Source organism: Cohnella zeiphila (assembly GCF_014212055.1).
Classification (GTDB): Bacteria; Bacillota; Bacilli; order Paenibacillales; family Paenibacillaceae; genus Cohnella; species Cohnella zeiphila.
Map to the genome: position 1 here is coordinate 43,712 of NZ_JACJVO010000020.1, position 23,144 is coordinate 66,855.

17 protein-coding genes are annotated in these 23,144 nt (G+C 61.4%); 11 read left to right on the forward strand and 6 right to left on the reverse strand.

The features are described 5' to 3' along the window. Positions 1-139: 139 nt before the first annotated feature. The 3 genes from nagA to H7C18_RS16020 are packed head-to-tail and all read right to left on the reverse strand — an operon-like array spanning position 140 to position 2,918. The gene (nagA, locus tag H7C18_RS16010) at positions 140-1,333 is read right to left on the reverse strand and encodes an N-acetylglucosamine-6-phosphate deacetylase (RefSeq protein ID WP_185130096.1); all 1,194 of its coding nucleotides are present in this window, start codon (positions 1,331-1,333) and stop codon (positions 140-142) included. Then, positions 1,330-2,058, reverse strand: coding sequence for a glucosamine-6-phosphate deaminase (gene nagB, locus H7C18_RS16015; RefSeq protein WP_185130097.1), 729 nt, complete (start codon positions 2,056-2,058; stop codon positions 1,330-1,332). Before nagB ends, nagA begins: the two co-directional genes overlap by 4 nt. Next, the gene (locus tag H7C18_RS16020) at positions 2,055-2,918 is read right to left on the reverse strand and encodes a MurR/RpiR family transcriptional regulator (RefSeq protein ID WP_185130227.1); all 864 of its coding nucleotides are present in this window, start codon (positions 2,916-2,918) and stop codon (positions 2,055-2,057) included. Before H7C18_RS16020 ends, nagB begins: the two co-directional genes overlap by 4 nt. A gap of 291 nt (positions 2,919-3,209) precedes the next feature. Between H7C18_RS16020 and H7C18_RS16025 the strand changes: the two genes are divergently transcribed. From H7C18_RS16025 to H7C18_RS16050, 6 genes are all read left to right on the forward strand, one after another. Then, on the forward strand, positions 3,210-4,850 hold the full coding sequence (locus tag H7C18_RS16025) for a hypothetical protein (protein WP_185130098.1): 1,641 nt from the start codon (positions 3,210-3,212) through the stop codon (positions 4,848-4,850). Positions 4,851-4,967: 117 nt separating this feature from the next. Continuing rightward, positions 4,968-5,915: a carbohydrate ABC transporter permease gene (locus H7C18_RS16030; protein WP_185130099.1), complete on the forward strand. Its 948-nt coding sequence runs from the start codon at positions 4,968-4,970 to the stop codon at positions 5,913-5,915. Between the two features lie 198 nt (positions 5,916-6,113). After that, positions 6,114-6,953 (forward strand): carbohydrate ABC transporter permease, encoded by an 840-nt coding sequence (locus H7C18_RS16035; protein WP_185130100.1) that lies wholly within the window; start codon positions 6,114-6,116, stop codon positions 6,951-6,953. Between the two features lie 122 nt (positions 6,954-7,075). Next, complete coding sequence (locus H7C18_RS16040; protein WP_185130101.1) at positions 7,076-8,512, forward strand: ABC transporter substrate-binding protein; 1,437 nt, start codon at positions 7,076-7,078, stop codon at positions 8,510-8,512. Positions 8,513-8,599: 87 nt separating this feature from the next. Next, on the forward strand, positions 8,600-10,420 hold the full coding sequence (locus tag H7C18_RS16045) for a cache domain-containing sensor histidine kinase (protein ID WP_185130102.1): 1,821 nt from the start codon (positions 8,600-8,602) through the stop codon (positions 10,418-10,420). Continuing rightward, positions 10,413-12,017 carry a response regulator transcription factor gene (locus H7C18_RS16050; protein WP_185130103.1) on the forward strand — a complete coding sequence of 535 codons (1,605 nt, stop codon included), beginning with the start codon at positions 10,413-10,415 and terminating at the stop codon, positions 12,015-12,017. Before H7C18_RS16045 ends, H7C18_RS16050 begins: the two co-directional genes overlap by 8 nt. 228 nt (positions 12,018-12,245) lie before the next feature. Here the strand turns inward: H7C18_RS16050 and H7C18_RS16055 are convergent, their stop codons facing one another. After that, the gene (locus H7C18_RS16055; RefSeq protein ID WP_185130104.1) at positions 12,246-12,539 is read right to left on the reverse strand and encodes a hypothetical protein; all 294 of its coding nucleotides are present in this window, start codon (positions 12,537-12,539) and stop codon (positions 12,246-12,248) included. After that, complete coding sequence (locus H7C18_RS16060; RefSeq protein ID WP_185130105.1) at positions 12,508-13,116, reverse strand: DUF3990 domain-containing protein; 609 nt, start codon at positions 13,114-13,116, stop codon at positions 12,508-12,510. The genes H7C18_RS16055 and H7C18_RS16060 overlap by 32 nt, the downstream gene beginning before the upstream one ends. A gap of 281 nt (positions 13,117-13,397) precedes the next feature. Between H7C18_RS16060 and H7C18_RS16065 the strand changes: the two genes are divergently transcribed. Next, the gene (locus tag H7C18_RS16065; RefSeq protein WP_337913587.1) at positions 13,398-15,203 is read left to right on the forward strand and encodes a heparinase II/III domain-containing protein; all 1,806 of its coding nucleotides are present in this window, start codon (positions 13,398-13,400) and stop codon (positions 15,201-15,203) included. Positions 15,204-15,298: 95 nt separating this feature from the next. After that, positions 15,299-16,453: a GntR family transcriptional regulator gene (locus H7C18_RS16070; protein ID WP_337913588.1), complete on the forward strand. Its 1,155-nt coding sequence runs from the start codon at positions 15,299-15,301 to the stop codon at positions 16,451-16,453. Positions 16,454-16,921: 468 nt separating this feature from the next. Here H7C18_RS16070 and H7C18_RS16075 read toward each other — a convergent pair whose 3' ends face one another. Further along, the gene (locus H7C18_RS16075) at positions 16,922-17,878 is read right to left on the reverse strand and encodes a D-2-hydroxyacid dehydrogenase (RefSeq protein WP_185130106.1); all 957 of its coding nucleotides are present in this window, start codon (positions 17,876-17,878) and stop codon (positions 16,922-16,924) included. 226 nt (positions 17,879-18,104) lie between these two features. On the opposite strand from H7C18_RS16075, the gene H7C18_RS16080 reads away from it, so the two are divergent. The 3 genes from H7C18_RS16080 (at position 18,105) to H7C18_RS16090 (ending at position 23,125) form a co-directional block, all read left to right on the forward strand. After that, complete coding sequence (locus H7C18_RS16080) at positions 18,105-19,925, forward strand: sensor histidine kinase (RefSeq protein WP_185130107.1); 1,821 nt, start codon at positions 18,105-18,107, stop codon at positions 19,923-19,925. Beyond that, positions 19,918-21,528 (forward strand): helix-turn-helix domain-containing protein, encoded by a 1,611-nt coding sequence (locus H7C18_RS16085; protein ID WP_185130108.1) that lies wholly within the window; start codon positions 19,918-19,920, stop codon positions 21,526-21,528. The genes H7C18_RS16080 and H7C18_RS16085 overlap by 8 nt, the downstream gene beginning before the upstream one ends. A 124-nt stretch (positions 21,529-21,652) precedes the next feature. Beyond that, positions 21,653-23,125 carry an ABC transporter substrate-binding protein gene (locus H7C18_RS16090; protein ID WP_185130109.1) on the forward strand — a complete coding sequence of 491 codons (1,473 nt, stop codon included), beginning with the start codon at positions 21,653-21,655 and terminating at the stop codon, positions 23,123-23,125. Positions 23,126-23,144: the final 19 nt, after the last annotated feature.

Here is a 23,144-nt window from a genome sequence, read left to right on the forward strand (position 1 = left end):
GGCAAAACCTGCACTTTTGCAGGTTTTCCGCCTTGGTGAGGCATCGGGCGTTTGCCGCTCCTTTGGAGCCTGGTAATCCTCCGCTCAATTCCAACTCCAGCGCCGATTCCAGCTCTGATCCCGACTCTTACCGCAACTCTTACTCCAGCTCCTGCTCCCGCCCGCCGACCCAGGCGCGGCGGAGCTCCAAATCCGCGTCCAGCAGAAGGACGTCGGCGCGCTTGCCGGGCTCGAGCGAGCCGGTCCGGTCGGCGACGCCGATCTGCCGGGCGGGGTTCAAGCTCGCCATCCGGCTCGCGTCCGCGACGGAGAGGCCGACGCGGCGAACCATAAGCTGGAACGCGGAGATCATCGTCAGCGTGCTGCCGGCCAGGTTGCCGGACTCCTTCAGGCGGGCGACGCCGCACTTCATGACGACCGGCAGGCCGCCCAGCTCGTAGCCGTCGCCGTCCGGCATGCCGGCGGCGCTCATCGCGTCGGTCACGAGGATGACCTTGTCCGTTCCTTTCATGCGGGCCACGATCTGAAGGCCCGCCGGGTGCACGTGATGGCCGTCGGCGATGACCTCCGCCGTGATGCGGTCGTCGGTGAGCACCGCGCCGACCGTGCCGGGCTCGCGATGATGCAGCGGCTTCATCGCGTTGAACGTGTGCACCGCGTGGCGGAGCCCCCGGTCCGCGGCGGCGATGATCTGGTCATACGTGGCATCCGTATGGCCGCAGGAGGGAACGATGCCGTGCGAAGCGAGGCGTTCGATATAGTCGAGGGCGCCGTCCGTCTCCGGCGCCAGCGTCTGCAGCTTGATGAGCCCGGGGTAGCGGCTCACCCAGTCATCGAGCCATTCCTGCTGCGGCGGAAGGATGTAGTCGGGATTTTGCGCGCCCTTCCACTTCGGGTTGATAAACGGGCCTTCGAAGTGAACGCCGAGCACTTGCGCGTAAGGCATCGGCGCGGCGACATAGCGGCTCACTCTCTCCAGCACGGCGGTCAGTTGCTCACGGGTAGCGGTCAGCGAAGTGGCGAGCAGACCGGTCGTGCCGTGGCGGGCATGGAACTTCGCGATGGCGTCCAGCCCCTCGCGGTCCGCGTCCATGAAGTCGTGACCGGCGCCGCCATGCACGTGAACGTCGATGAACCCCGGCAGCGCCCAGCCGCCTTCCGCGTCGATCCGTTCGACGTCCGCCGCTTCCTCCGAAGGCTTGCGGACGTTGTCGCCGACGTCCTCGATCCGGCCGTCCTTCAGCCAAACCCATCCGCCCTCCAGCACCCCGTCCGGCGTGACCACGTTCGCGCCGACGATCAGCGCGTTCCTCGTCTTCTCGCTGCCGCTCATGCCATCAGCCTCCCGGCTTCCCGATCCAGCAGAACGACGAGATGCGGGTGCGTCTGGAGCAGCGAAGCCGGGACATCGGTCGTAATCGGTCCGGTCAGCGCCCGATGGACGATCTCGGCCTTGTCCGCTCCGCGCACGATCAGCAGAATCATTTTCGCCTTCAGAATCGTGCCGACTCCCATCGTCAGCGCCTGCTTCGGCACTTCGTCGATATTGTTGAAGAAGCGCGCGTTCGCCTGCAGCGTCTCCTGCGCCAGATCGACGACATGCGTTCCCCGGATGAGGGCGTGGGCCGGTTCGTTGAACCCGATATGCCCGTTGTGGCCGAGGCCGAGCAGCTGCAGGTCGATCTGGCCGGCCGCGGCGATCCGCTCGTCGTAGCGGGCGCATTCCTCTTCCAGGTTGCTCGCGTTGCCGTTCGGAATATAGGCGCGCTCGGCCGGCAGATCGATGTGGTCGAACAGATGATGCTTCATGTAGGAACGATAGCTCTCCGGATGGCCGGCGTCCAGGCCGACGTATTCGTCCAGATTGAACGACGTCGCCTGCTTGAAGCTGACGAGCCCTTGCTTGAAATCGTTGACGACCTGCTCGTACACGCCGACGGGCGTGCCGCCGGTGGCGAGCCCGAGCACGGCGCGCGGATTCGTCTGCACCAGGCCGACGATAATGTTGGCGCCCGTCTCGTTCAATTTTTCGTTGCTGTCGAAAGTCAATACGTTCATGACGGATCCCTCTCCTCTTTTCCGGTAAATCTGCGTACCATATCGAACGAGCCTTCCAGGCGCGGTACGTATTCGTCGAAGTGCTCGCTGACCAGCCCCGTGAACAGAATGTCGACGACATGCAGCTGGGCCATCCGCGAAGCCATGTCTCCCCTGCGCATTCCCGCCTCGGAGGAGGATGTGAACAAGCGGATGGAAGCGACGCCGGCCAGCGCGTTGTTCCCGAACTTCGTCAGCGAGATCGCGGTCGCTCCCTGTTCGGCGGCGCACCGCAGCGCGTTGATCGTCTCCAGCGTCTCCCCGGAATATGAGATGCCGACCGCAACGTCTTTATCGGTCAGCGAAGCGGCGGACGTAATCTGAAGATGGGGATCGGAGTATGAATTGGCCGCTTTGCCGATGCGGATCAGCTTGTGGAAAAAATCGTGCGCGATCGTTCCCGACGTTCCCGCCCCGTACAGGTCGATCCGGCCCGCCGCGTGCAGCGCTTCGACCGCGAGCTTCAGCTGTCCGAGATCGAGCAGCCTGGTCGTATCGGTGAGCGACCGAAGATGGTTGGCGGTGATGGCCGACACGATCTCCTGCAGCGGATTGCCGGCGACGATGTCCTGATATTGCGCGGCCGCGGGCTGCCTGGCGAGCTCGGACGCCAGCCGCATTTTGAAATCCGAGAAATTCTGGAAATGGAACAGGCGGCAAAAGCGGGAGACGGTCGCCGCGCTGCTTCCCGCTTGCTGGGCGAGCTCCACGATCGTCATCTGCACGGCTTGCTCCGGATGCGCCAGCACGAAGGCGGCGAGCTCCTTTTCCTTCGGGTGGAGGTCGTCCAGACGTTCCCGGATCGCGTTCCGAATGCTCAGTTTTCCTCACCTCGGCTTTTGTCATGAAAATTAATTCCTTATATCTTATATTATACAAGAAAATAATTTGCGTAGGCAATCGAAAAAAGGAAGAAAGGGCCGTCACCGGATTTTCACTTTTGTTGAACAGCGCTTTTCGTTAAAATGGAACAGACGGCAACCGACGAGTTCCGTTTCAAGGAAGGCCTATGGGAAAAGGCAATCGAGGTTAAACTACCCAAGAGATATCTTCGGCAACAGCTTCACCTATAGATCGATCAATGCCAAGTCCGCAAAGAAAGGCGAATGCTAATGAGTTCATTCGAGCAAAGACAGCAGGAGATCGTGCGCCGGGTGGCGCTTCAGGCACAGCAGCAGCCCGTGATGAGCAGCGGGTTATGGTTTCACCACGACATCCGGGACAATTTTTATTATGCGGCTTATCTGTTCGCGGCGTCGGCGGATCCGGGCTGTCCGGTTCCCTTCGACAAGGAAGTCACGCTGGCTTCCTCGTCGCAGATGCTGCTCAAGGTGCTGAAACTGCAGGATCGCGATCCGGAGAGCGAAACGTACGGGCACTGGCCGCTGTATCTGGACCCGGTTCCGAAACAGGCGAAGCCGAGCGCGCTTCCGGTCGAGCTGATGGGGAGCCTGATGGCGTTCTTCTACCGCGACCACCGGGACTCGATGAGCCCGCCGCTGCAGGCGGCGTTCGAGGCGGCGTTCGAGCATATTTACCGCAGCCGGTTCTACGAAAAGGAAGAGCCGGGCTTCACCCACCATGACGCCAAATATACGGCCGCCAAGCTTATCTTCGGCCAGATGTTCCGCGATTACGCGCTGGTCGAGGACGGCCATCGCAGCCTCGTGCGCATGCTTCGCCACGTCCGGGAGAACGGGATGGCGGAATACGGCGCCCTGCCGTGGTTCTGGCACTGGATTCAGGCGTTCACGGCCGCCTGGGAGCTGATCGACGACGTGGACGTCAACCGCGACCTCGGCGACATGCTCGACTACTTGTGGCATGAGCGGTCGCTGTATTATCTGAAGGGAGCATGGGTCGGACCGCACGCCCAAGCCTGGCCGCACGACGTGCCGCAAGACGCCAACGTGCTGTTCGACTACGTCCAGTTCGGAGACTTCCCGCTGCCCGTCGACATGCCGCGCACGGAATTCGCCGGATTCCTGTTCTACGAGGCTCCGGAGGACGTCAGGCGCAACGCGCTGGACCGGAGCATGCCGACCGAGGTGAGGAAAAGATCCCGAACCGACGGGCAGGAGGGGAAACCCGCCGTCATTCACCGCTATGCGTACATTACGGAAGATTACGCGGCGGGCGGCGTCTGGGAACGGGTCCGGGAGCCCGATAACGAGCAGCATCGGTGGGACATATCGCTTCCGCTGACCAACTCGTCTTCGATCAATCAGGCGTTCTTCTTCCATCCGGTAGCCCTTCACGCGGAGGAAGATCCGCGCCATGAGAGCGACATCGCCGAGGTAATGTTTCATCAGAATGCGGTTCTCGCGCTGTACCCGGTACCGGAAGGCGACGAGGTGGCGGTGCACGGCATGCTGCCCAAGGGCGAATGGCTACAGGAGCCGAACGCGCTCTTCGGACGGGTGGAGCGGGCTTACATCGCCGTTCATCTGCCGCAGCCCGTCGAGCTGGAGGAGCGCTCCGACCGGTGGAAGGCGATCGCCCCCGCCGGCCCGTTCGCCGTCGCCGTCGAAGCGATCGGGGCAGCGGAAGCGGAGCGGCTCTGCATCGGCAGCCTGGCGGAGTTCGCCGCCGTCATGCGGGAGCATGCGCCGACGTTCGCGCCGGACGCCGCGGGCGTCGTCTACCGCAGCTTGGCCGCAGACGCGGAGCTTGAGCTGTCCGCCGGACCGGACGGAAGCTTCCGGGCTCTCGTCGGCGGCGAGCCGGTGTCGTTCGCGAAGTACGAAGCGTAAAATAACGGTACGGCACAAAGTCAAAATTAGCGCGAATATGATCAAAATACCGTCAAATCCATTGACGGTATTTTTTTTATAATGGGACCACGACGCATAACAAGTTGAGGTGTTCCCATGACAAGACAAGCGGCCATTCCGGAGTCCGGCGCGCAGGTCCGGACCGCCGCCCGGCGTTCGGGCGGTTCCTTGGGGCGGGGAGAGACGCTCGCGGGGCTATTGTTCGTCAGTCCCATGCTCGTCGGCGTATTCGTTCTCGTGCTGGTGCCGATCGTCGCGACGTTGGCGCTCAGCTTCGCCGACTGGAATTTCGTCCAAGGCTGGAACGGGATCAAGTGGATCGGCTTCGACAATTTCCACAAGCTGTTTCAGGATTCCCTTTTCATCCGGACGATTCGCAACAACCTGCTGTTTCTGCTCGCGGTGCCCGTATACATGATCGTCTCGATGGCGCTGGCGGTGCTGATCGACCGCTACGTTTACCTGAAAGGGTACTTCAAGGTCGCGTACTTCATGCCGTATATCTCCAACATCGTCGCGGTTGCGGTCGTCTGGCAGGTGCTGTTCCAGCCTTCGTACGGCCCGATCAACGAGGTGCTGAAGACGATCGGCTTCTCCCATCCGCCGAAGTGGCTGGCGGATCCGCATTACGCGCTGGCCTCGATTATGATGATCACGGTCTGGATCTCGATCGGCTTCAACCTGATCATCTACATCGCCGGCCTGCAGTCGATTCCCCGCGATTTGTACGAGGCCGCGGACATCGACGGAGCGAACGCGTGGACGAAGTTCGCGCGGATCACGTTCCCGATGCTGTCCCCGACTTCCTTCTTTCTGCTCGTCACCGGCATCATCTCGACGTTCAAGGTGTTCGATGTCATCGCGGTCACGACGCAGGGCGGCCCGATCGGCTCGACCAGCCTGATGGTCTGGTATTTGTACGACCAGGCGTTCACGAATCTGAAGATCGGGTACGCTTCCTCGGTGGCGGCGGTGCTGTTCCTCTTCGTGCTGCTGATCACCTTCGCCCAGTGGGGCATCCAGAAGAAGTGGGTGAACTATTAAAGACCGGTGAAAAAGGATGGCTCTTTATCAGCGGCATCATTCTTCCGATCGCAGTTGTCGCCAGATTCCTTGGAATTGGAACCCCGTAGCAGGGAAGGAATCCGGCGACAAAAACGACCACTTCGTTTCTCCAGAACGATGCCGCTTTTGAGCCAATATTCACCGGACTTTTTAGTCGCCGCGAAAGGAGAACAAATCATGCCACTCACCCGAAGGTTCGACTGGCGCCGGGGGCTCGTTACCGCGATTATGCTGGCGCTCAGCGTCCTGTTCCTGCTGCCGTTCATCTGGATGCTCGTCACGTCCTTCAAAGCGGAGAGCGACGTGTTCGTCTATCCGATCCAGTGGATTCCGCGTCACTGGCACGCCATAGAGAACTACAAGGAAGTATGGAACGGGAAGTATCCGTTTTACCGGTACTACTGGAATTCGATCAAAGTGAGCGTCGTCACGACGCTGATCTCCGCCACGGTGTCGAGCCTGGCCGCTTACGGCTTCTCCAAGGTACGGTTCAAAGCCGGCAAATGGCTGTTCATGATCGTGCTGGCCACCTACATGATTCCGAGCCAGGCGATTCTCGTGCCGCAGTTCATTCTGTACCGCAACATCGGCCTGTTCGACAGCCATCTCGGCCTGATCATCCTCAGCAGCTTCAGCGTGCTCGGCACGTTCATGCTTCGCCAGTTTTTCATGGGCGTGTCCCAGGACTACATCGAATCGGCCAAGATCGACGGCGCCGGGCATTTCCGGATCTTCCGGTCGATCGGTTTGCCGCTCGTCAAGCCGGCGGTCGCGACCTACGCGATCCTGCGCTTTATCTGGACCTGGAACGACTATCAGAATCCGCTGATCTTCCTGCGCACGGATAAGCTGTTCACGCTGCCGCTCGCCATGCAGAAGTTCACGTCGGTCAGCGGGGAGTTCTACTCGCTCATCATGGCCGCCGCCGTATCCGCCATCCTGCCGCTGTTCATCGTGTTCGTGATCGGCCAGAAAAGCGTCATCGAAGGGATCGCGCTGGGCGGCGTGAAGGGATAGCGAAAGCGATCCCAAATAGTAAAAATAATTAATAAAAAGTAAATATTGTTTCATGAGTAAAAATGTGGACGGTCTTATAATGAGGGTGCATCGGGTAACGCCACTTTGAGGAGGGTCCGACGATGAACAAAAAAGCAGTGTCCGGCGCGGTGGCCGGCGTCATGATGATGGGGCTTCTGGCCGGCTGCGGAGGCTCGAACGATTCGGGCGGCAACGCGGCTTCGCCGAGCGGAAGCGCCGGCTCGACCGCAAGCGGCGCAAGTTCCCCGGCGAGCGCCGGCGGTTCTCCGTCCGCCGGTTCCGGCGAGAAAGTCAACCTGCGGCTTTATACGTACGGCACCGAAGAGCAGTATAATTGGACGAAAACGCTGGCGTCGTACGAACAGTCCCACCCCGGCATTACGATCGAGCTGGTGCAACTGAGCGACAAGGGAGATACGCAGGAAGCTTCGAAGAAGCTCGATCTGGCCGCCGCTTCGTCCGAGCAGATGGACATTCTGATGTTCAGCGATCCGGCCGGCTACGCGCAGCGCGTGTCCCTCGGAATGGCGGCGCCGCTGGACGATTTTATCGCCAAGGACGGCTACCGGGAGGAGACCGATTACAAGGTCGACACGCATCTGAACGGCAAAGTGTATGCGCTGCCGGGCAAGTTCAACCCGTGGTACGTAATGCTGAACAAGGACCATCTGGACGAAGCGGGGCTGGCCGTTCCGACGGACTGGACTTGGGACGATTACGCGGATTACGCGAAAAAGCTGACGAAGGGCGAAGGGGCGAGCAAGCGCTACGGCACGTACTTCCATGGCCCTCAGGGCGGCGGCTGGATGGAGTTTCTGAAGCTGGAGATGGAGAATCAGCCGAAGAACTCCGATTTCCTGAAGGCGGACGGCACGTCCAACCTGGACGATCCGAACTTCAAGAAGACGCTGGAGCTCCGCGTGAAGATGGAGAAGGAGGACAAGTCGTCCGTTCCTTACGAGGACATGATCTCGCAGAAGCTGAACTATCGTACGCAATTTTTCAACCAGTCGGCCAGCATGATCACGATCGGAAGCTGGATGAACACGGAGATCGGAGGAACGGATCAGGTTCCGCTGACGTTCCATGTCGCCGTCGCTCCGTTTCCGAAGAACGACGCCGGCGATCCGGCCGGATACACGCCGGTCACGACGGACTACGTGGCCGTGGCGAACACCTCCAAGCATAAGCAGGAGGCGTACGACTTCGTCCGCTGGTACACGACGGAGGGACAGCTCGTCCAAGGCAAGAACGTTCCTTCCTGGAACGAGGTCAAGAGCGATCAGCTCGCCCCTATCATCGACACGATCCTGAGCGGCACCAAAAATCCGGAGCTGGTCGACAAGAAGTCGCTCGTCGATACGCTGTCCGTGTCCAAGGCATCGGAGATCATCCCGCCGGCCTCGTATCAGGCCGAAGTGTACAAGGCGATCAACGAGGAGTACGAGAAGCTCATTCTCGGCAATCAGGACATCGACACGACGATCAAAAACGCGCAGCAGCGCACGCAGCAAATCATCGATTCGAACAAGAAATAAGCGGCATCTGCTATAATGGAAAAGCAACAGGGGCGGCGCGTCGCCCCTTTTTTTTCCTATTTGCAAGGGCATGGGGGAACGGCTTCGATGAATCGCTTCAAGGAGATGTTCGCGCTCCGGTCGGTGCGCCACAAGCTGATGGCGGCGTCCGTCGTCTGCATTCTCGTTCCCGCGTTCATCACGCTCGTCGTTTACAACGCTCTTACGCAGCAGGCGGTTCGGAGGCAAGCCGTCTCGAACGCGGAGGATTCGCTGCAGCTCGTCCACGACTCGGTGACGAATCTGATGAAGAGCATGCTGAACGTCGCCAACTACATTCAGGTCAATTCGAGCATGAACGCTTATTTCAAGGTGCTGGAAGCGGGCCAAGCCGACGAGAGCGATCCCTATGCCCGGTTTACCGAGAAAAAGCATATTTTGGAGCAGCTGGACAGTCTGACCGTGCTGGGAGAGAAAAGCTACGTCACCGTCCTGCTCGATAACGGCCAATATTTCACCAATTATTCGATCGAGGAGTTCGATCCTTTATCCTTAAGGAGCGAGCCGTGGTTCGGCCGGCTTCAGACGCTGCAGGGCTTCCAGTCGTACTGGGCCGGCGCGGAGCCGACGGCGTTCCGCCTCGACAAGCTGAACCATGCCTATCAGCTCTCGGTCGGGCGCACGCTGCGCAAGGACAACGAGATATACGGCTATATCGTCGTCACTTTTTTCGAGGACGAGATCAGCTCGATCTTCGGCCGGCTGAACGCGGGGCAGGAGCTGATGCTGGTGGACGGCGACGGGAAAATCGTGTCCGACCGGGACCCGTCGCGGATCGGGCAGCCGGCGTCGGACGCTCCGGAGAACGATTTCTTAAGCGACGCTTCCCCTATCCGTACGATCGGCGGCGAGAAGGTTCTCGTCGTTCGGCGTCCGATCGCCATCAACGACTGGACCCTCGTTCTGGTGCAGCCCTACAAGGAAGCGATCGTCGATATCACTTCGATTTTCAACCGCGTGTTCGTGTTCCAGATCGGTTCGTTCGTCGTCTTTCTCCTGCTGCTGCTGGCGCTGCTTAGGGCGTTCACCCAGCCGCTGGCGCGGCTCGGGAAGATCACGACGGCGGTGCAGCGCGGCAATCTCGCCGTCCGCTCCGGCATTCGCGGCCCGGACGAGATCGGCCGGCTCGGCTTCCTGTTCGATCAGATGCTCGACCGGGTTCAGGAGATGATCGCGGAAGTATCGATTACCCAAGCGCGCAAGCGCAAGGCCGAGCTGAGGATGCTGCAGGCCCAGATTCATCCGCACTTCCTGTTCAACGTGCTCAATTCCATCCGGATGAAAGTGCTGCGGCGGGGAGATCCGGACAGCGCGAAGATGATCAGCTCTTTGTCGAAGCTGCTTCGGATGACCATCAGCAAGGAAGAGGACGAAATCACGCTGCACGAGGAGCTGGACCTGCTCGCCAGCTATGTGGAGCTGATGAACCTGCGGCACAAGGAGGCCGCATGGCTGGAGCTGGATATCGTCTCGGAAGCGTTCCTGATGAAGGTGCCGAGGTTTTTCCTGCAGCCGGTCGTCGAGAACGCGCTGATCCACGGACTGAAGCAGCGGGCGGGAACGATCGCCGTTCGGGCGGAGATAAGCCGGCTTTATCTGCTGCTGACGGTGGAGGACGACGGAGGCGGCATGGAGCCGGAAGCGCTCGCGGCGTTGCGGCGGAAGCTGCAAGCGGGGGAGACGCCGCCGGACGGCCGGGAGGAAGAGGAGGCAAGGGGCAGCTTCTCCGGCATCGGCCTGCGCAACGTGCTGGAGCGGATGCGGATGGTGTTCGGCGACGGATTCCGGATGGACGTGGACAGCGAGGCGGGGAAAGGGACGATCGTCAGAATGTTTATTCCTCGCAAGGAGGGGGAGCGCGATGTATAAGGCGATGCTGGCGGACGACGATTATCCGGTCATCGAGCTGCTGTCCGAAGGGATCGATTGGGAGGGGCTCGGCTTCCGGCTCATCGGCGTCCACGAGAACGGGGAGAGCGCCTGGCGGCAGGCGCAGGGCGACATGCCGGACCTGCTCGTGACCGACATCGGCATGCCGAAGATGGACGGCTTGGAGCTGACCGCCCGTCTCAAGGAACGCAAGCCGAACCTGCGGACGGTCATTCTCTCCTGCCATGACGAGTTCCAGTACGCGCGGCAGGCGATGAGGCTGAACGTGCAGGAGTACTTGCTCAAGGACGCGCTCGATCCGGACGACCTGGTCAAGCTGCTCGGGCGGTTCAAGGCCGTCCTGGACGAGGAGCGGCAGTCGGACTGGGAGCATTCGCGGCTGCAGGCGATCGCGAACGAGACGCGGGAGCTGCGGAAGGAGCGGTTCTGGCGCAGCTTCGTCGACCAGCCGCTGCTGTCCCCCGCGAAGTGGCGGGAAGAAGCGGGCGCGTTCGGCATTCTGGCGGACGGGGAGGCGTGTCTGCCGGCCGTCGGGTTTATCGAAGGGTACCCGCAGCTTCGGCACCGGTTCAACTCCGACCAGACGCTCCGGTTCGCGATCGGCAACGTGATGGACGAAGTGCTCGCCGGGCTGGGACGGCAGGTGGTTCACGTCGGATACGACGCCAGACGATCGCTTCTCCTTTTCGGGTATAAGCCGGGGCTGAAAACGAACGTATACGACGAGGCGAGGGACGTTTTGACGTCGGTCCGGGATACGCTGCGAAGAGTGCTGAAGATTCGGATGTCGTTCCTGCTCGGAACGGGCTGCGACGCTCCCGGAAGCCTCAAGCCGCAGCTCGCGGACCTGCTCGGCGGCGAAGGCCGGCGGTTCTACATGCAGGAGGGGGACATCGCGGCGATGCGGCCCTGGAAGCCGTCGGGCGACGACTTGTTCGCCCACTACGATCAGGCGAGCACCGAGCTGAGGGAAGCGTTGGTCGGCAAGTCTGCCGAGGAGGCGGCGAAGACTGCGGACGCCTGGATCTCGCATATCCGCCGGGAGGAATACGCGCCGGAAGCGGTGAAGGACTGGACGCTGAAGCTGCTGCTCGATCTGCGGCTGAAGCTGCATTCGCTTCCGTTTATGGGCGCCGGCCGTTCCGCCGACACGCTGCACAAGGAGATCGGCGGGATCGATTCGCTTAGCGAGCTGAGGACTTGGCTGATCGAGCATCTGCAGGTGGCCGTTCAGCCGCAAGGGGCGGCGGGAGCGGCCGCGGGCAAGCGAACCGACGTGCGGGAGGCGTGCAAGTTCGTCTCGCTGAACCTGGGCCGCCGAATCTCGCTGGAAGAGGTGGCCGACCATCTGCATCTGAACGCGAGCTACTTCAGCCGCCTGTTCAAGAAGGAGCTGGGCGTCACCTTCATCGAATACGTCACCAGGCTGAAGATGGAGCGCGCGAAGGAGCTGCTCGACCAGACGTCCTGCTCCGTGGGAGAGATCTGCGAGCAGCTTGGTTACGACAACCAAAGCTATTTTATCAAAACGTTCAAAGCCCACGCCGGCGTGACGCCGATGGAGTATCGGGGGTAGAGGACGGCCGACAGGCCGAGGCGGCGGCGATGAGTATCGAGGGTAGGGTACGGCCGTCACTCCGAGGCGGCGGCGACGGAGTATCGGGTGTAAGGAACGGCAGTCACTCCGACATGACGCCGATGGAGTATCGGGAGCAGGGGAACGGAGGGCGGCTGTGCTGCTGCCAGGCTGCGACAAAGAAGCCGCCCGGCTCGCGCTGCCGGGCGGCTTTCTCCGAATGCGGTTTTACCGTACGCTCTCGTAAGGCCCTTCCAGGTGGGGAATACCTTCGTCCTTGGCCTCTTCCGCGTCGAGCAGCCGGATCTTCTCCAGCCACTGCTCCGGCGTGTAGCCTTGCTTCCTGGCGAGATCCAATCTCTCCGCGTGGTCGAACCGGGTGTCGTAGCCGCCGAGCTTGCGAATGACGCCAATGTACTGGACGGTCAGCTGGCGCGCTTCTTCCGCCGAGTAGCCGAACCTTTCTTCCAGCGCTTCGACGATTCCGCGCTCATATAGATTCAGCCGTATTTGCGTTTTCATGATAGATCCACCTTCCTCCCCTATGGATATAGTACCCGATCAGCCGAAGCGACTGCTCCCACTTTTCGGATGCGAAGACGACCTGATTCCCGAGACTCAAGGAATCCAACCGTCTACCCCGGGAAGATCGCGTAATCTGATCATAGAACCATGCTTCGTCTCTTTCTAATTTTACACACTCCGACACAATCTTGCCAGTGTCGCTGTCCGCCATCGGGCCGATGACGATGTCCGGATGCCGGGCGCAGGGGTCCACGCCCTTGTTCTCCGTCATCCGATGCTTCAGGATAAAGCCGGCCCATGCGAGAGATTCGCTTAGAAAAACGACGGGCTCGTATTCGGACGGAACGGTGACCATCTCGATCTCCAGCACGCAAGGACGGGCGTCTCCGACCTGGTCTCGGGCCACCTTCGTCGCCCATTTCCGCGCCTGCGCGGCGGATATGGTCGTGTAGAGGCCTTCTCCGAAGTCGCGTCCGGGACGCCAGCGGTCGGGGCGTAGCAGCTTACGGCGGAAGGACGGCACGAAGCTGTCGATCGTGCCATGGAACAGCAGTTGCGGCGTAATGATATCCATCACTTGCCTCCCTTGCGCTCGATTGAGGATTTCACCCGATTTTTTGGGGGGTTACCCACTCCGTTCGTCGAGAATGAGCCTGCTCCGGGACAACAAGATATGTAATTCCATACGAAGCTGGAAAATCCTCTCTGTTCCCCGAAAAGCGGGAAGATGGTTTCAACCGGAGGAGTTCGGGCTGTACGAACCGGCAATAGGTTAAGATTTGCCTAACGCTCGTCCGCCGGCATTCGTTACAATGGAAGAGGTCGGTATGAAGCGGCGATGAGGGAGGAGAACGCGTGGAGCTGGTAAAGGTAAAGGAAGCGCTGGCGCAAGGAGCGCCGGCGGATCTCGGGTGGTATTATCCCGGCGGGGACGCGGCCGGATTCTGGCGGCGGGCGCTGCGGGAGCCCGGATACGCGGACATGCTGGAAGAGGTCCGCGAAGAAGGCAGACGGCTTCGGGGCACGCCGATCCCGGAGCTGAAGTACTCGCTGTTCACGATTTACGTCGAGCGCGGCTCGCGGCGGGAATACGAGCAAGCCTACTTCGAGCGCCGAAGAAGGCTGAACACGTTCGCCCTGCTGTCCATGACGGAGCCGGACGAGCCCGGCTACCTGGAAGAGCTGATCGACATCGTCTGGGCGATCTGCGGCGAATACACGTGGTGCGTGCCGGCTCACGTGCCCGGTACCGATGCGCAGATCCGCGAGACGATCGATCTGTTCTCGGCGGAGACCGGGTTTGCGCTGGCCGAGATCTCGCTGCTGCTCGGGGATCGGCTGCCCCGGCTGGTGAGGGAAAGGGTGGAGCGGGAGCTGGAGATACGGCTGTTCGGGCCGTTTACGACCCGGGAGTCGTTCCATTGGGAGTCGATGCGGAACAACTGGTCCGCCGTATGCGCCGGTTCGGTCGGCTCGGCGGCGCTGCTCTCCGTCCGGGACCCGGATCGGCTGGCGCAGATCGCCCGGCGGACGTTCCGCAGCCTGGATTGCTTCCTCGAAGGCTACGGCGAAGACGGAGCTTGTCCCGAAGGGCTGAACTATTGGACGTACGGCTTCGGCTACTATGTCTATTATGCGGACCTGCTCGGCAAGCGGACGGGAGGAGAGATCGACCTGTTCGGCGGGGAGAAGGTGCGGCATATCGCCCAATTCCAGCAGAAAGCGTATCTCGGCGGGGACCGGGTCGCCAACTTCTCGGACTCGTCGCCGCGCGCGCGTTTCCAACCGGGCCTGACCCATTATCTCGCCGGACGCTATCCCGGGACGGAAGTGCCGCCGCTTCGGCAGCGGGCGGCGTTCACGGACGACCATTGCAGCCGCTGGGCGCACGCGTTCCGCAATCTGCTCTGGCTGAATCCCGGGCTTGGCGGCGCGGACTGGCCGGCGGCCGATTACTACTTGCCCGACGCGCAGTGGATGGTTTCCCGGCATCTCTCGCCGGCGGGGGCGTTCGGCTTCGCCGCCAAGGCCGGGCACAACGCCGAGTCGCACAACCATAACGACATCGGCCAATTCCTGCTGCTGGCAGACGGGGAGACGTTCGTCGCCGACCTCGGCAGCGGGGAATACACGAAAACGTATTTCGGCGAGGGCCGCTACGAATACGACTGCAACGGCTCGCAGGGGCATACGGTTCCGGTCGTGGACGGGACGTTCCAGGCGGAAGGCGAAGAGAGCGCCGCCCGCGTGCTGGAAGCTTCCGTCGGCGAGGAAGAGGACCGCTTCCGGTTCCAGATGGCGTCGGCTTACCGCGTGCCGCAGCTGGAATCGCTTGTCCGCGGCTTTGTCTGGCGGAAGGGCGAACGGCCTTCGCTCGAAGTTACGGACGAATTCCGGTTTGCGAAGGCGCCGGGCGAAGCGGTCGAGCGGATCGTCTCGCTGCTTGCGCCCGAGCTGACGGAAGACGGCGTGCTGCTGCGGGGTACGGGAGACCGCGTCTTGAACATCCGGTTCGACGGAAGCCTGCTCGAACCCCGGATCGAACGCCGCACGTACCGGGCCCATCTCGGGCGGGAAACGGCTTGGTATGCGATCGACTTCGTTCCGAAGGTTCCGGTTCCGCTGCAATGGACGGTCTCGCTCCTGTTCGAGTTTGTCTAAAGACAAGCGTTCGTCCCGGTCCTGCTTTCCATCTTATATATACCATGATATATTGTTATGTATAAGAAGAGAAGGATCGGAAGGGGCGGAACGCGTTGTCGGCACCGATGTATGAGAGAATATTCGAAGCGCTTAGAGAGGAGATCCGTTCCGGCCGTTACGGCGTCGGGGATCGGGTGCCTTCGGAGAAGGAATTGGCCGACGCTCATCGGGTCAGCCGGATTACGAGCAAGAAGGCGCTGGAGATGCTGGCCGAGGAAGGGCTGATCGTCCGCAGGCCGGGAAGAGGCTCCTTCGTGGCGGATCCGGCAGCGAAGCCTCCGGCCGCGGCGGCGGCTCCCGGCGCGAAGAACGGAGCCCGCATCGGGCGCGGCGGCGAGAAGCTGCTGATCGGGCTCGTGATGACCGACTTCGGCGACAGCTACGGCACGGGCTTGATTTACGGCATGGAGGAAGCGTCTCGCCGGAACGGCAGCTACTTGATTCTGCGGCGGACGTTCGGCATTCCTTCGTACGAGGAAGAAGCGATTCGGGGCATGCTGGAGCTCGGCGTGGACGGGCTGATCATTTTCCCGGCGCAGGGCGAGTTTTTTAACGCGGAAATTTTGAAGCTGGTCATCGACAAGTTCCCGTTCGTCCTGGTGGACCGCCAGCTGAAAGGGATCTCCGCGGGCTCGATCAGCTCGGATAACGCGGCCGGCGCCAAGAAGGGCGCGGAATACTTGTTCGGGCTCGGCCACAAGCATATCGCTCTGCTGACGCCCCCGCCGACGGACACGACGGCGGTCGAGGATCGGATCGAAGGGTTCGTGCAGGCCCACGCGGAGAAAGGAATCGTCGTCGACCGCGAGCTGTGGATCGAGGACATCCTGTCGACGCTTCCGATGGCGTACACCGAGGAGAACAAGGGAAAGGATATCGACAAGATCGCGCGGCACCTCCAGGAGCATCCGGAGATAACGGCGATCTTCGCGATGGAATACAACATCGCTCTGCTGGCCAACCGGGCGGCGCAGCAGCTCGGGCGGAAGGTGCCGGAGGATCTGTCGATCGTTTGCTTCGACTGCCCGGAGGGGAGCGAAGCGTTCCCGTTTACGCACCTTCGGCAGAAGCAGGAGGAGATGGGGCGGCTCGCCTACGAAAGCGTGCTGAAGCTGCGGGAAGGCCAGTCCGTCCCAGGCAAGATCACGCTGGACGCCGAACTGGTCGTCGGCCGGTCGACGGCGGCGGCGCACCGGGTTCATTCGTAAGGCAAACAAATAGACCGTCAGGCAGGCTGCTGACGGTCTATTTGTTTGCCTATAATAATATGACAACCATAGCCGGGAGATTGAGAGAGACGCTGCGGGTCGAGCAGGCGCAGCTGGTGCCGAGAGTCTTTGGCTCGCATAGACGGCTGAAAGGCGTGCCTCAAAACCTGCAAATCTGCATCTTTTTCGGGAGAGCGCGACGGTTCGGTGATAAATTCCTGCAAAAATACATGTTTTGGACTCCGTGCCGCGTTTACAGCGCTGTTGACCCCGAAATTCCTGCACATTTGCAGTTTTTAGCTTCCGAAAGGCCACTTCCGGCGGAAATTCCTGCACATTTGCAGTTTTGACCTCCGAAAGACCGATACCGCTGGAAATCCCTGCATCTGCGCAGATTTGACAAGCCCTACCGCCGCTTTACGAGCGAGAACGTTCTTCCCCTCCAAGTCGCCCCGTCCGCCTCATTCCTCAGTAGCTCAGCCGGTAATCGACGACGTTTCGCGACGGGGCTCCGTTTTTCAGGTAGTCTTGCAGGTTCTCGATGAAGAGAGCCGCCAGCCGATCCTTGTAATGGTCGGTCATGCCCCCGATGTGCGGCATGACGATGACGTTGTCCATCTCCCACAGCGGATGGTCCGCCGGCAGCGGCTCCGGATCGAAGACGTCCAGTCCCGCGCCGCCGAGCCGGCCTTCCCGCAGAGCGTCGACGAGCGCATCGGTATCGACCGAGCTTCCCCGTCCGATGTTGACGAACAGCGCGTCCGGCTTCATCCGCGCGAACCGCTGCGCGTCGAACAGCCGCTGCGTCTCGGGCGTTCCCGGCAAAATGTTGACGACGATGTCGCTCTCCGCCAGCACGTCGTCCAGCCCGTCCATCGCCGTCATCCGGTCGAAGAACGCCGCCGCCGCGCCCGAGCGCCGCACGCCCAGCGTGCGCATGCCGAACGCCTGCGCCAGCCGCGCCACTTCGCTGCCGATCTGCCCCGCGCCGACGATGCCGATCGTCCGGCCGCGCAGCTCCCCGTAGTTCTCGAACCGCTCCCACTTCCGCTCGGTTTGCTTGCGAACGGAGAGGTGCAGGTTGCGCGTGAACGAGAGCAGCATGGCGAACGCCGTCTCCGCCATCGGACCCGGATGCACGCCGCTGGCCGTCGTCACCGTGACGCCGAGCTTCTCCAGTTCCGTAAGCGGCACGTTATCGACGCCCGCCGAACCGGTCTGCACCCAGCGAAGCCGCGAGTCGCCGCCTCCGGCCAGCGCATTTTCGACGACGGCGTGCCAGCCGCAGACGACCTCCGCCTCGCGAAGCAGCGCGGCATCGATATCCGATGGTTTCGCGAACACGGCTTTCCAGCCCGGCGCGGCCGCGGCGATCTCCTTTTCCTGCTCTGGGGTGAAGCCGAATAGACAGACTAACGTACGCATCTTGGTTCTCCTCCTTCGTCCCTATTCTCCCATTGTACAGGCAAATCGGGAAAGTCCCAAGCAAGTTTGGAGAACGGGGAACATTCCATGGCCAGGGCAGGGGCCTCTTCCTCTAGAGCTTGGCCTTTCCTTTCCGCCCCATCGAGACGGAGCTTGTCGGGCGAGCGGAATGGGCTTACAATGATAGCGTTTACGCCTACAGACCCTCTCTGGAGTGACTGCCGACATGATCAGCCTGAAGCGATTGCCCCTTTTCCATAGCGTCCGCTCGCAAATTCTCGTGCTCCTGCTGGCGTTCATCGTCGCCCCGACGACGGTCGTCTCCGTGTTCACCATCGACCAATCGACCGGCATCATCGAGCGGAACGCGATGGCGATGCTGGAGACCGCGCTGGAGCACTCCAAGGAAAATACGTCCAACTTTATGGGCGACGCCGCCGACGCCGTCCTGATGGTGATGACCAACGATACGGTGACGGCGCTGCTCCGGCAGGAGGAGCCGGCCGGTCCGCAGCAGAAGCTCGCGGTCTCCAACGCGCTCGAGAAATATTTGTTCGAGCTGAAGGTTCATGGCACGATGGCCAAGGAAATCGCGATCCTGAACGCCAATGGCGAGAAGATCTATGCAGGCGCCAGCGCGTTCCGGCCCGAAGCCGTCGCGGATCCGAACTGGCGCGAAGAGGTCGACCGGCTCGACGGCAAGCCTTATTGGGGAAGCTTCGACAACGGAAGCGCGTATGTGTTCGTCGCAAGAGAGGTCCGGGAATACGTCAAGTCCGAGGACCGCTTCCGCCCGATCGGCATGGTGGTGATCAGCTTCGACGAACGGGACTTCTCGGCGATCAACGATTCGGTCCATCTGGCCAACCGCTCGCAGATTCTGATCGGCGATCCGCAGGGCCGCATCGTGTCCGGCTCCGATTCATCCCATGTCGGAGAGGCGCTTTCGACCGTCGCTTTTCCGCTGGAGAGGGGAACCCGTTCGCTCGATCTGTCCCCGCTGTTCCCCAAAGATCAGGCGGGCAAGCGCCTGACCGTCTATGACGCGATTCCGAACAGCGACTGGAGCCTCATCGTCGATTCCCCCTTGTCCGACGTGCTGCAAAACCAGCGGAGCATCAAGCGAATCATTTTGTACTCGACGGGGCTGTGCGTTGTCGGCGCTTTGGCCTTGGCGGCGTTGTTCGCCCATCGGATGACGATGCCGCTGAAGAAGCTGTCCAAGGAAGTGAAGCGGAGAATCCGCAGCGGAGACTTCGCCTTCTGGCCTCAGCAGCCGCCCGCGTTCCAGGACGAGATCGCCGAGCTGGGACAAGGCTTTTACCGGCTGGTGGCGGACTTGAACGAGACGAAGAACCGGATGCACCGCGCGGAGATCATGACCAAGGAAGCCGAATTCGACGCCATGAAAAGCAAGATCAAGCCTCACTTCCTGTACAACTCGCTGGAGTCGATCCGCATGCTCGCCGTCGTCAACAAGGACCTCGTCACGGCCGAGATGCTCAAGTCGCTGGGACATCTGTTCCGCTATCTGATCGCGGACCGCAAACGCGAGATTACGCTGAGAGACGAGCTGGAATATCTTCAAAGCTATATCAATCTGCAGAAAATCCGATACGAGGATCGTCTGCAAGTGGAGGTGGACATTCCCGAACGCTGGCTGGACGCCAAGATCGAGAAGCTGGTGCTGCAGCCGCTGGTCGAGAATTCCATCGAGCACGGCATCGACCGCAAGCGGGGGGCGCAACGGGTGCGGATTACCGCCGCCGAGATCGAGGACAAAGCAGGGAGCGGCCTTGTGCTGCAGGTGTGGGACGACGGAGCGGGGATGGAACCGGAGACGCTGGCCGACATTCGGGCCCGCCTGAACGACCTGTCCGAAGAGCGGGAGCATATCGGGCTGAGCAACGTGCACCGGCGGCTGCGTCTCCGCTTCGGCGAGCCGTGCGGCCTGACGGTGGAGAGCGAGCCGGGCGAATATACGAGCGTGTACGTGAGAATTCCCGCGACGGACGGCGTCGCGGAGGGGAGGGGTTCCGATGTATAAGGCGATCATCGTCGACGACGACGCCTCGATTCTGCGAGGACTTCGGGAGATTGTCGATTGGAACGCGCTGGGCTTCGAGATCGTCGGCACGGCCCGGGACGGAGAAGAAGGAGCCGCGCTCGCCATCGAACGGAACCCGGATCTCGTTCTGACGGATATCAAGATGCCCTACAAGAGCGGGCTGGACATGATCGAGGAATGCCGAACGTACGGGCTGACGCCGCATTTCGTCGTGCTCAGCGGCTTCGAGGAATTCGACCTGGCCCGCAGGGCGCTGAAGAATCAAGTGGCCGATTATCTGCTGAAGCCGATCGAGGAAAAGGATCTGGCCGGCGCGCTGGCCGACATGAAGCGGAAGATCGACGAGGGGAAGCGACGGCAGGCCGATTTGCGGACGATGGAGCAGCGGCTGAGCGAGTTCCAGCCGGTCGTGCGCGAGCAGCGGCTTCGCGAGCTGCTGACCGGCCGCTTCCCCGCAGGTGAGCCGGAAGCGTTCGGCTTGGCGGCACCCGGGACGGCAAGCGCCGCCAGCCCATGCTCGGTGCTGGTTCTCGAACCCGACCGGCTCGCCGCGACGGGCAACAAGCGAGTGCAACCGGATGGCGATACACTTGCACGCCTGGCGCAGCTAGCCTGCGGCGTTTTCGAGCAGAGAGGCCTCGCCGTGCTTGCGGCGACGATCGACCGTCACGTCGCGATCGTGTTGAGCGGCGAAGGAAGCGGAGATCGGCCGCTGGCGGACGATCATTGGCCGGAGCTCGCAGAGTTAGCCGCGCGGCAGCTCGGGCTCCGGCTCACGGCCGGCGTGTCGGGCTTCGCGGCGTGGTCGGAGCTTCCGGCGCTGTATGGGGAAGCGAGGACGGCGCTGGGCTACATGCTGTTCAGAGGCAGGGGTGCGTTCATTCGATACGGGGAACTGGGCGAACCCGGCGAATCCGCCTGCGAATTTCCCGATGCGCACGTGCGCCGGCTCGTCTCCGCCATCGGCGAGAGAGACGGAGCCGAGGCGGACGCCGCGGTAGACGCCATTTTCGGAGATGCCGAACGGCTGCGCCGGAAGTCCCCTGACGCCGTTTTCCGCCTGTGCACCGAGATCGGCTTCGCCATCCGCAAAGCGCTGGACGAGATCGGAGTGAACACGGACGATATCGTGGAGGAGGACCTGCTGTCCCGGGAGACGCTCGCCGGGTTCGGCACGCTGGAGGAGCTGGCCGACTGGTTCAAAGCCGTCGCGAAGCGGATCGCCGACGATCTGCAGAGGCGACGCGAACGGGCGGGCGGAGACGACATCGGCCGCATCCTGCTGTTCATGAACGCCAACTACGACCGGAACATCGACCTGGAGCTGATATCCTCCACTTTTTTCATCGAGCCCAGCTACTTCTGCAAGTTGTTTAAAAAAAGAACGGGAGTCACCTACCTGGCTTATCTCACCAAGCTCAGAATCGATAAAGCCTGCGAATGGCTTCGCGCCCCGGGCGTCAAGGTATACGAGATCGCCGGCCGGGTCGGATACGAGGACCAGCGCTACTTCAGCCAACTTTTCCGCAAGCGCACGGGCATGACCCCCACCGAATACCAAAAAAAGTGGACCGAAATTTAAACATCGACGACCAATCTGTCTCCTTACCCTTCTCCGGCAAAAGCTTTACATTGGGATAGGGCCGACGATCCGGCATGCGCAGCCGGCTTCGGACGCCGGCAGATTCAGAAGGGGGCAGAGAACAGTGAGAGCGGTATCCGTCAAATGGGTGTCAGTGTCGGCCGCGGTCGTTCTGGGAGCTTCGCTGCTCGGAGGCTGCGGCAGTTCCTCCGGCAACAATGAAAGCGCTTCGAACGGAGCGGATGCAGGGTCCGGCGGCAAGCCCGTCTCGTTCAAGATCGCTTCGTGGGCGGGACCGGGCAAGAAGGACGGAATGGACATGGTCATCAACGAGTACAAAAAAATCAAGCCGAACGTCGACATCAGCTTCGAGGAGGTCGCCCAGACCAACTCCGATTTCGACGTCTGGATGGCCGCCCAACTCGCGGGCAACCAGGAGCCGGAAGCGGTCATGGATTTCAGCTACGACGAGCCTTACAACAAGTACATCGACAAGGGCTACAAGGTGCTGGAGATGGACCCGTACCTGGACAAAGTCAGCCCTTACACGAATAAGCCTTGGAAAGAAAGCTTCCGCGACGTCGACCTCAACCTGATGCGTTCCACGCAGAACGGCAAGCTGAACAATATCGCGACTTCGATGGTGACGCTGAAGATCGCCTACAACAAGGACATCTACGACAAGCTCGGCCTTCAAGTCCCGAAGACGTACCCCGAACTCATCGCCAACCTCCAGAAAATCCGCGACGCGAAGATCGGCGTGGAACCGTTCGCCGGCTTCCTCAAGGTGACGTCCGCGTGGGACTGGTTCGCGCGCTTTACCGCCCAGCAGACGGAAGAGCAGTTCGTTCCGCAGATCGACACGTTCCTCCGGAACGACAAATACGGACAGGACGAATACGTCAAAGCGGTCGACACGGGCGTCATCGACGTGCACAAGCCGGAGATCAAAGGCCTGTACGAGCTGTTCAAGGATTTTACCGGCTACTGGGCGCCCGGCTCGATCGCCATGACCAGCGCGGAAGCGCGGGACATGTGGCTGCAGGGCAAGGCGGCGCATACGTTCACGATCAATATCGACGCCAAGCCGTTCGCCGGCGACACGAAGCCGCCGTTTAACTGGGACACGTTCGAGTTCCCCGTCATCACCAAAGACGTGGCGCCGACCTCCAACGAGAACCCCGCCGAATTCGGCGACCTGGCGGACGCGTTCGTCGTCATGCCGTCGGCGATCGACGAGAAGATCCAGGACGAGATCATGGACTTCATCATGTTCTACACGTCGCCGGAGATCGCCACCAAGCTGGCGGATATGAACTGGATCATTCCGACCGCGGTCGGCGTCGAGCCCAACGCGAATTTGCAGCGTTATTTGCCCAAATACCGTCCGCAAAACCAGATCGATCTCAACTCTCAGGCGCCCCTGGGCACCGCCGCCCGCCAATACGTGCTGCAGCAGCTTCAGCGTTACGTGCTCGGCGACGTCGGCATCGATGACTTCCTGGATTCGGTCGACAAGAACATGAAAGACGAGACCGCGAAGATCATGAAAGAGAAAGGCTGGACCAAGGAGAACGACTACGGTCACAAGTCTTAACACCAAGTATGCCGCCGCC

Excerpts from the sequence above, each read along its gene's own strand:
- H7C18_RS16055 (WP_185130104.1), bottom strand. The coding sequence starts at position 12,539 with ATGAAAACGCAAATACGGCTGAATCTATATGAGCGCGGAATCGTCGAA.
- H7C18_RS16075 (WP_185130106.1), bottom strand. The coding sequence starts at position 17,878 with ATGCGTACGTTAGTCTGTCTATTCGGCTTCACCCCAGAGCAGGAAAAG.
- H7C18_RS16060 (WP_185130105.1), bottom strand. The coding sequence starts at position 13,116 with ATGGATATCATTACGCCGCAACTGCTGTTCCATGGCACGATCGACAGC.
- H7C18_RS16045 (WP_185130102.1), top strand. The coding sequence starts at position 8,600 with ATGAATCGCTTCAAGGAGATGTTCGCGCTCCGGTCGGTGCGCCACAAG.
- H7C18_RS16040 (WP_185130101.1), top strand. The coding sequence starts at position 7,076 with ATGAACAAAAAAGCAGTGTCCGGCGCGGTGGCCGGCGTCATGATGATG.
- H7C18_RS16025 (WP_185130098.1), top strand. The coding sequence starts at position 3,210 with ATGAGTTCATTCGAGCAAAGACAGCAGGAGATCGTGCGCCGGGTGGCG.
- H7C18_RS16080 (WP_185130107.1), top strand. The coding sequence starts at position 18,105 with ATGATCAGCCTGAAGCGATTGCCCCTTTTCCATAGCGTCCGCTCGCAA.
- H7C18_RS16085 (WP_185130108.1), top strand. The coding sequence starts at position 19,918 with ATGTATAAGGCGATCATCGTCGACGACGACGCCTCGATTCTGCGAGGA.
- nagB (WP_185130097.1), bottom strand. The coding sequence starts at position 2,058 with ATGAACGTATTGACTTTCGACAGCAACGAAAAATTGAACGAGACGGGC.
- nagA (WP_185130096.1), bottom strand. The coding sequence starts at position 1,333 with ATGAGCGGCAGCGAGAAGACGAGGAACGCGCTGATCGTCGGCGCGAAC.
- H7C18_RS16030 (WP_185130099.1), top strand. The coding sequence starts at position 4,968 with ATGACAAGACAAGCGGCCATTCCGGAGTCCGGCGCGCAGGTCCGGACC.
- H7C18_RS16035 (WP_185130100.1), top strand. The coding sequence starts at position 6,114 with ATGCCACTCACCCGAAGGTTCGACTGGCGCCGGGGGCTCGTTACCGCG.
- H7C18_RS16050 (WP_185130103.1), top strand. The coding sequence starts at position 10,413 with ATGTATAAGGCGATGCTGGCGGACGACGATTATCCGGTCATCGAGCTG.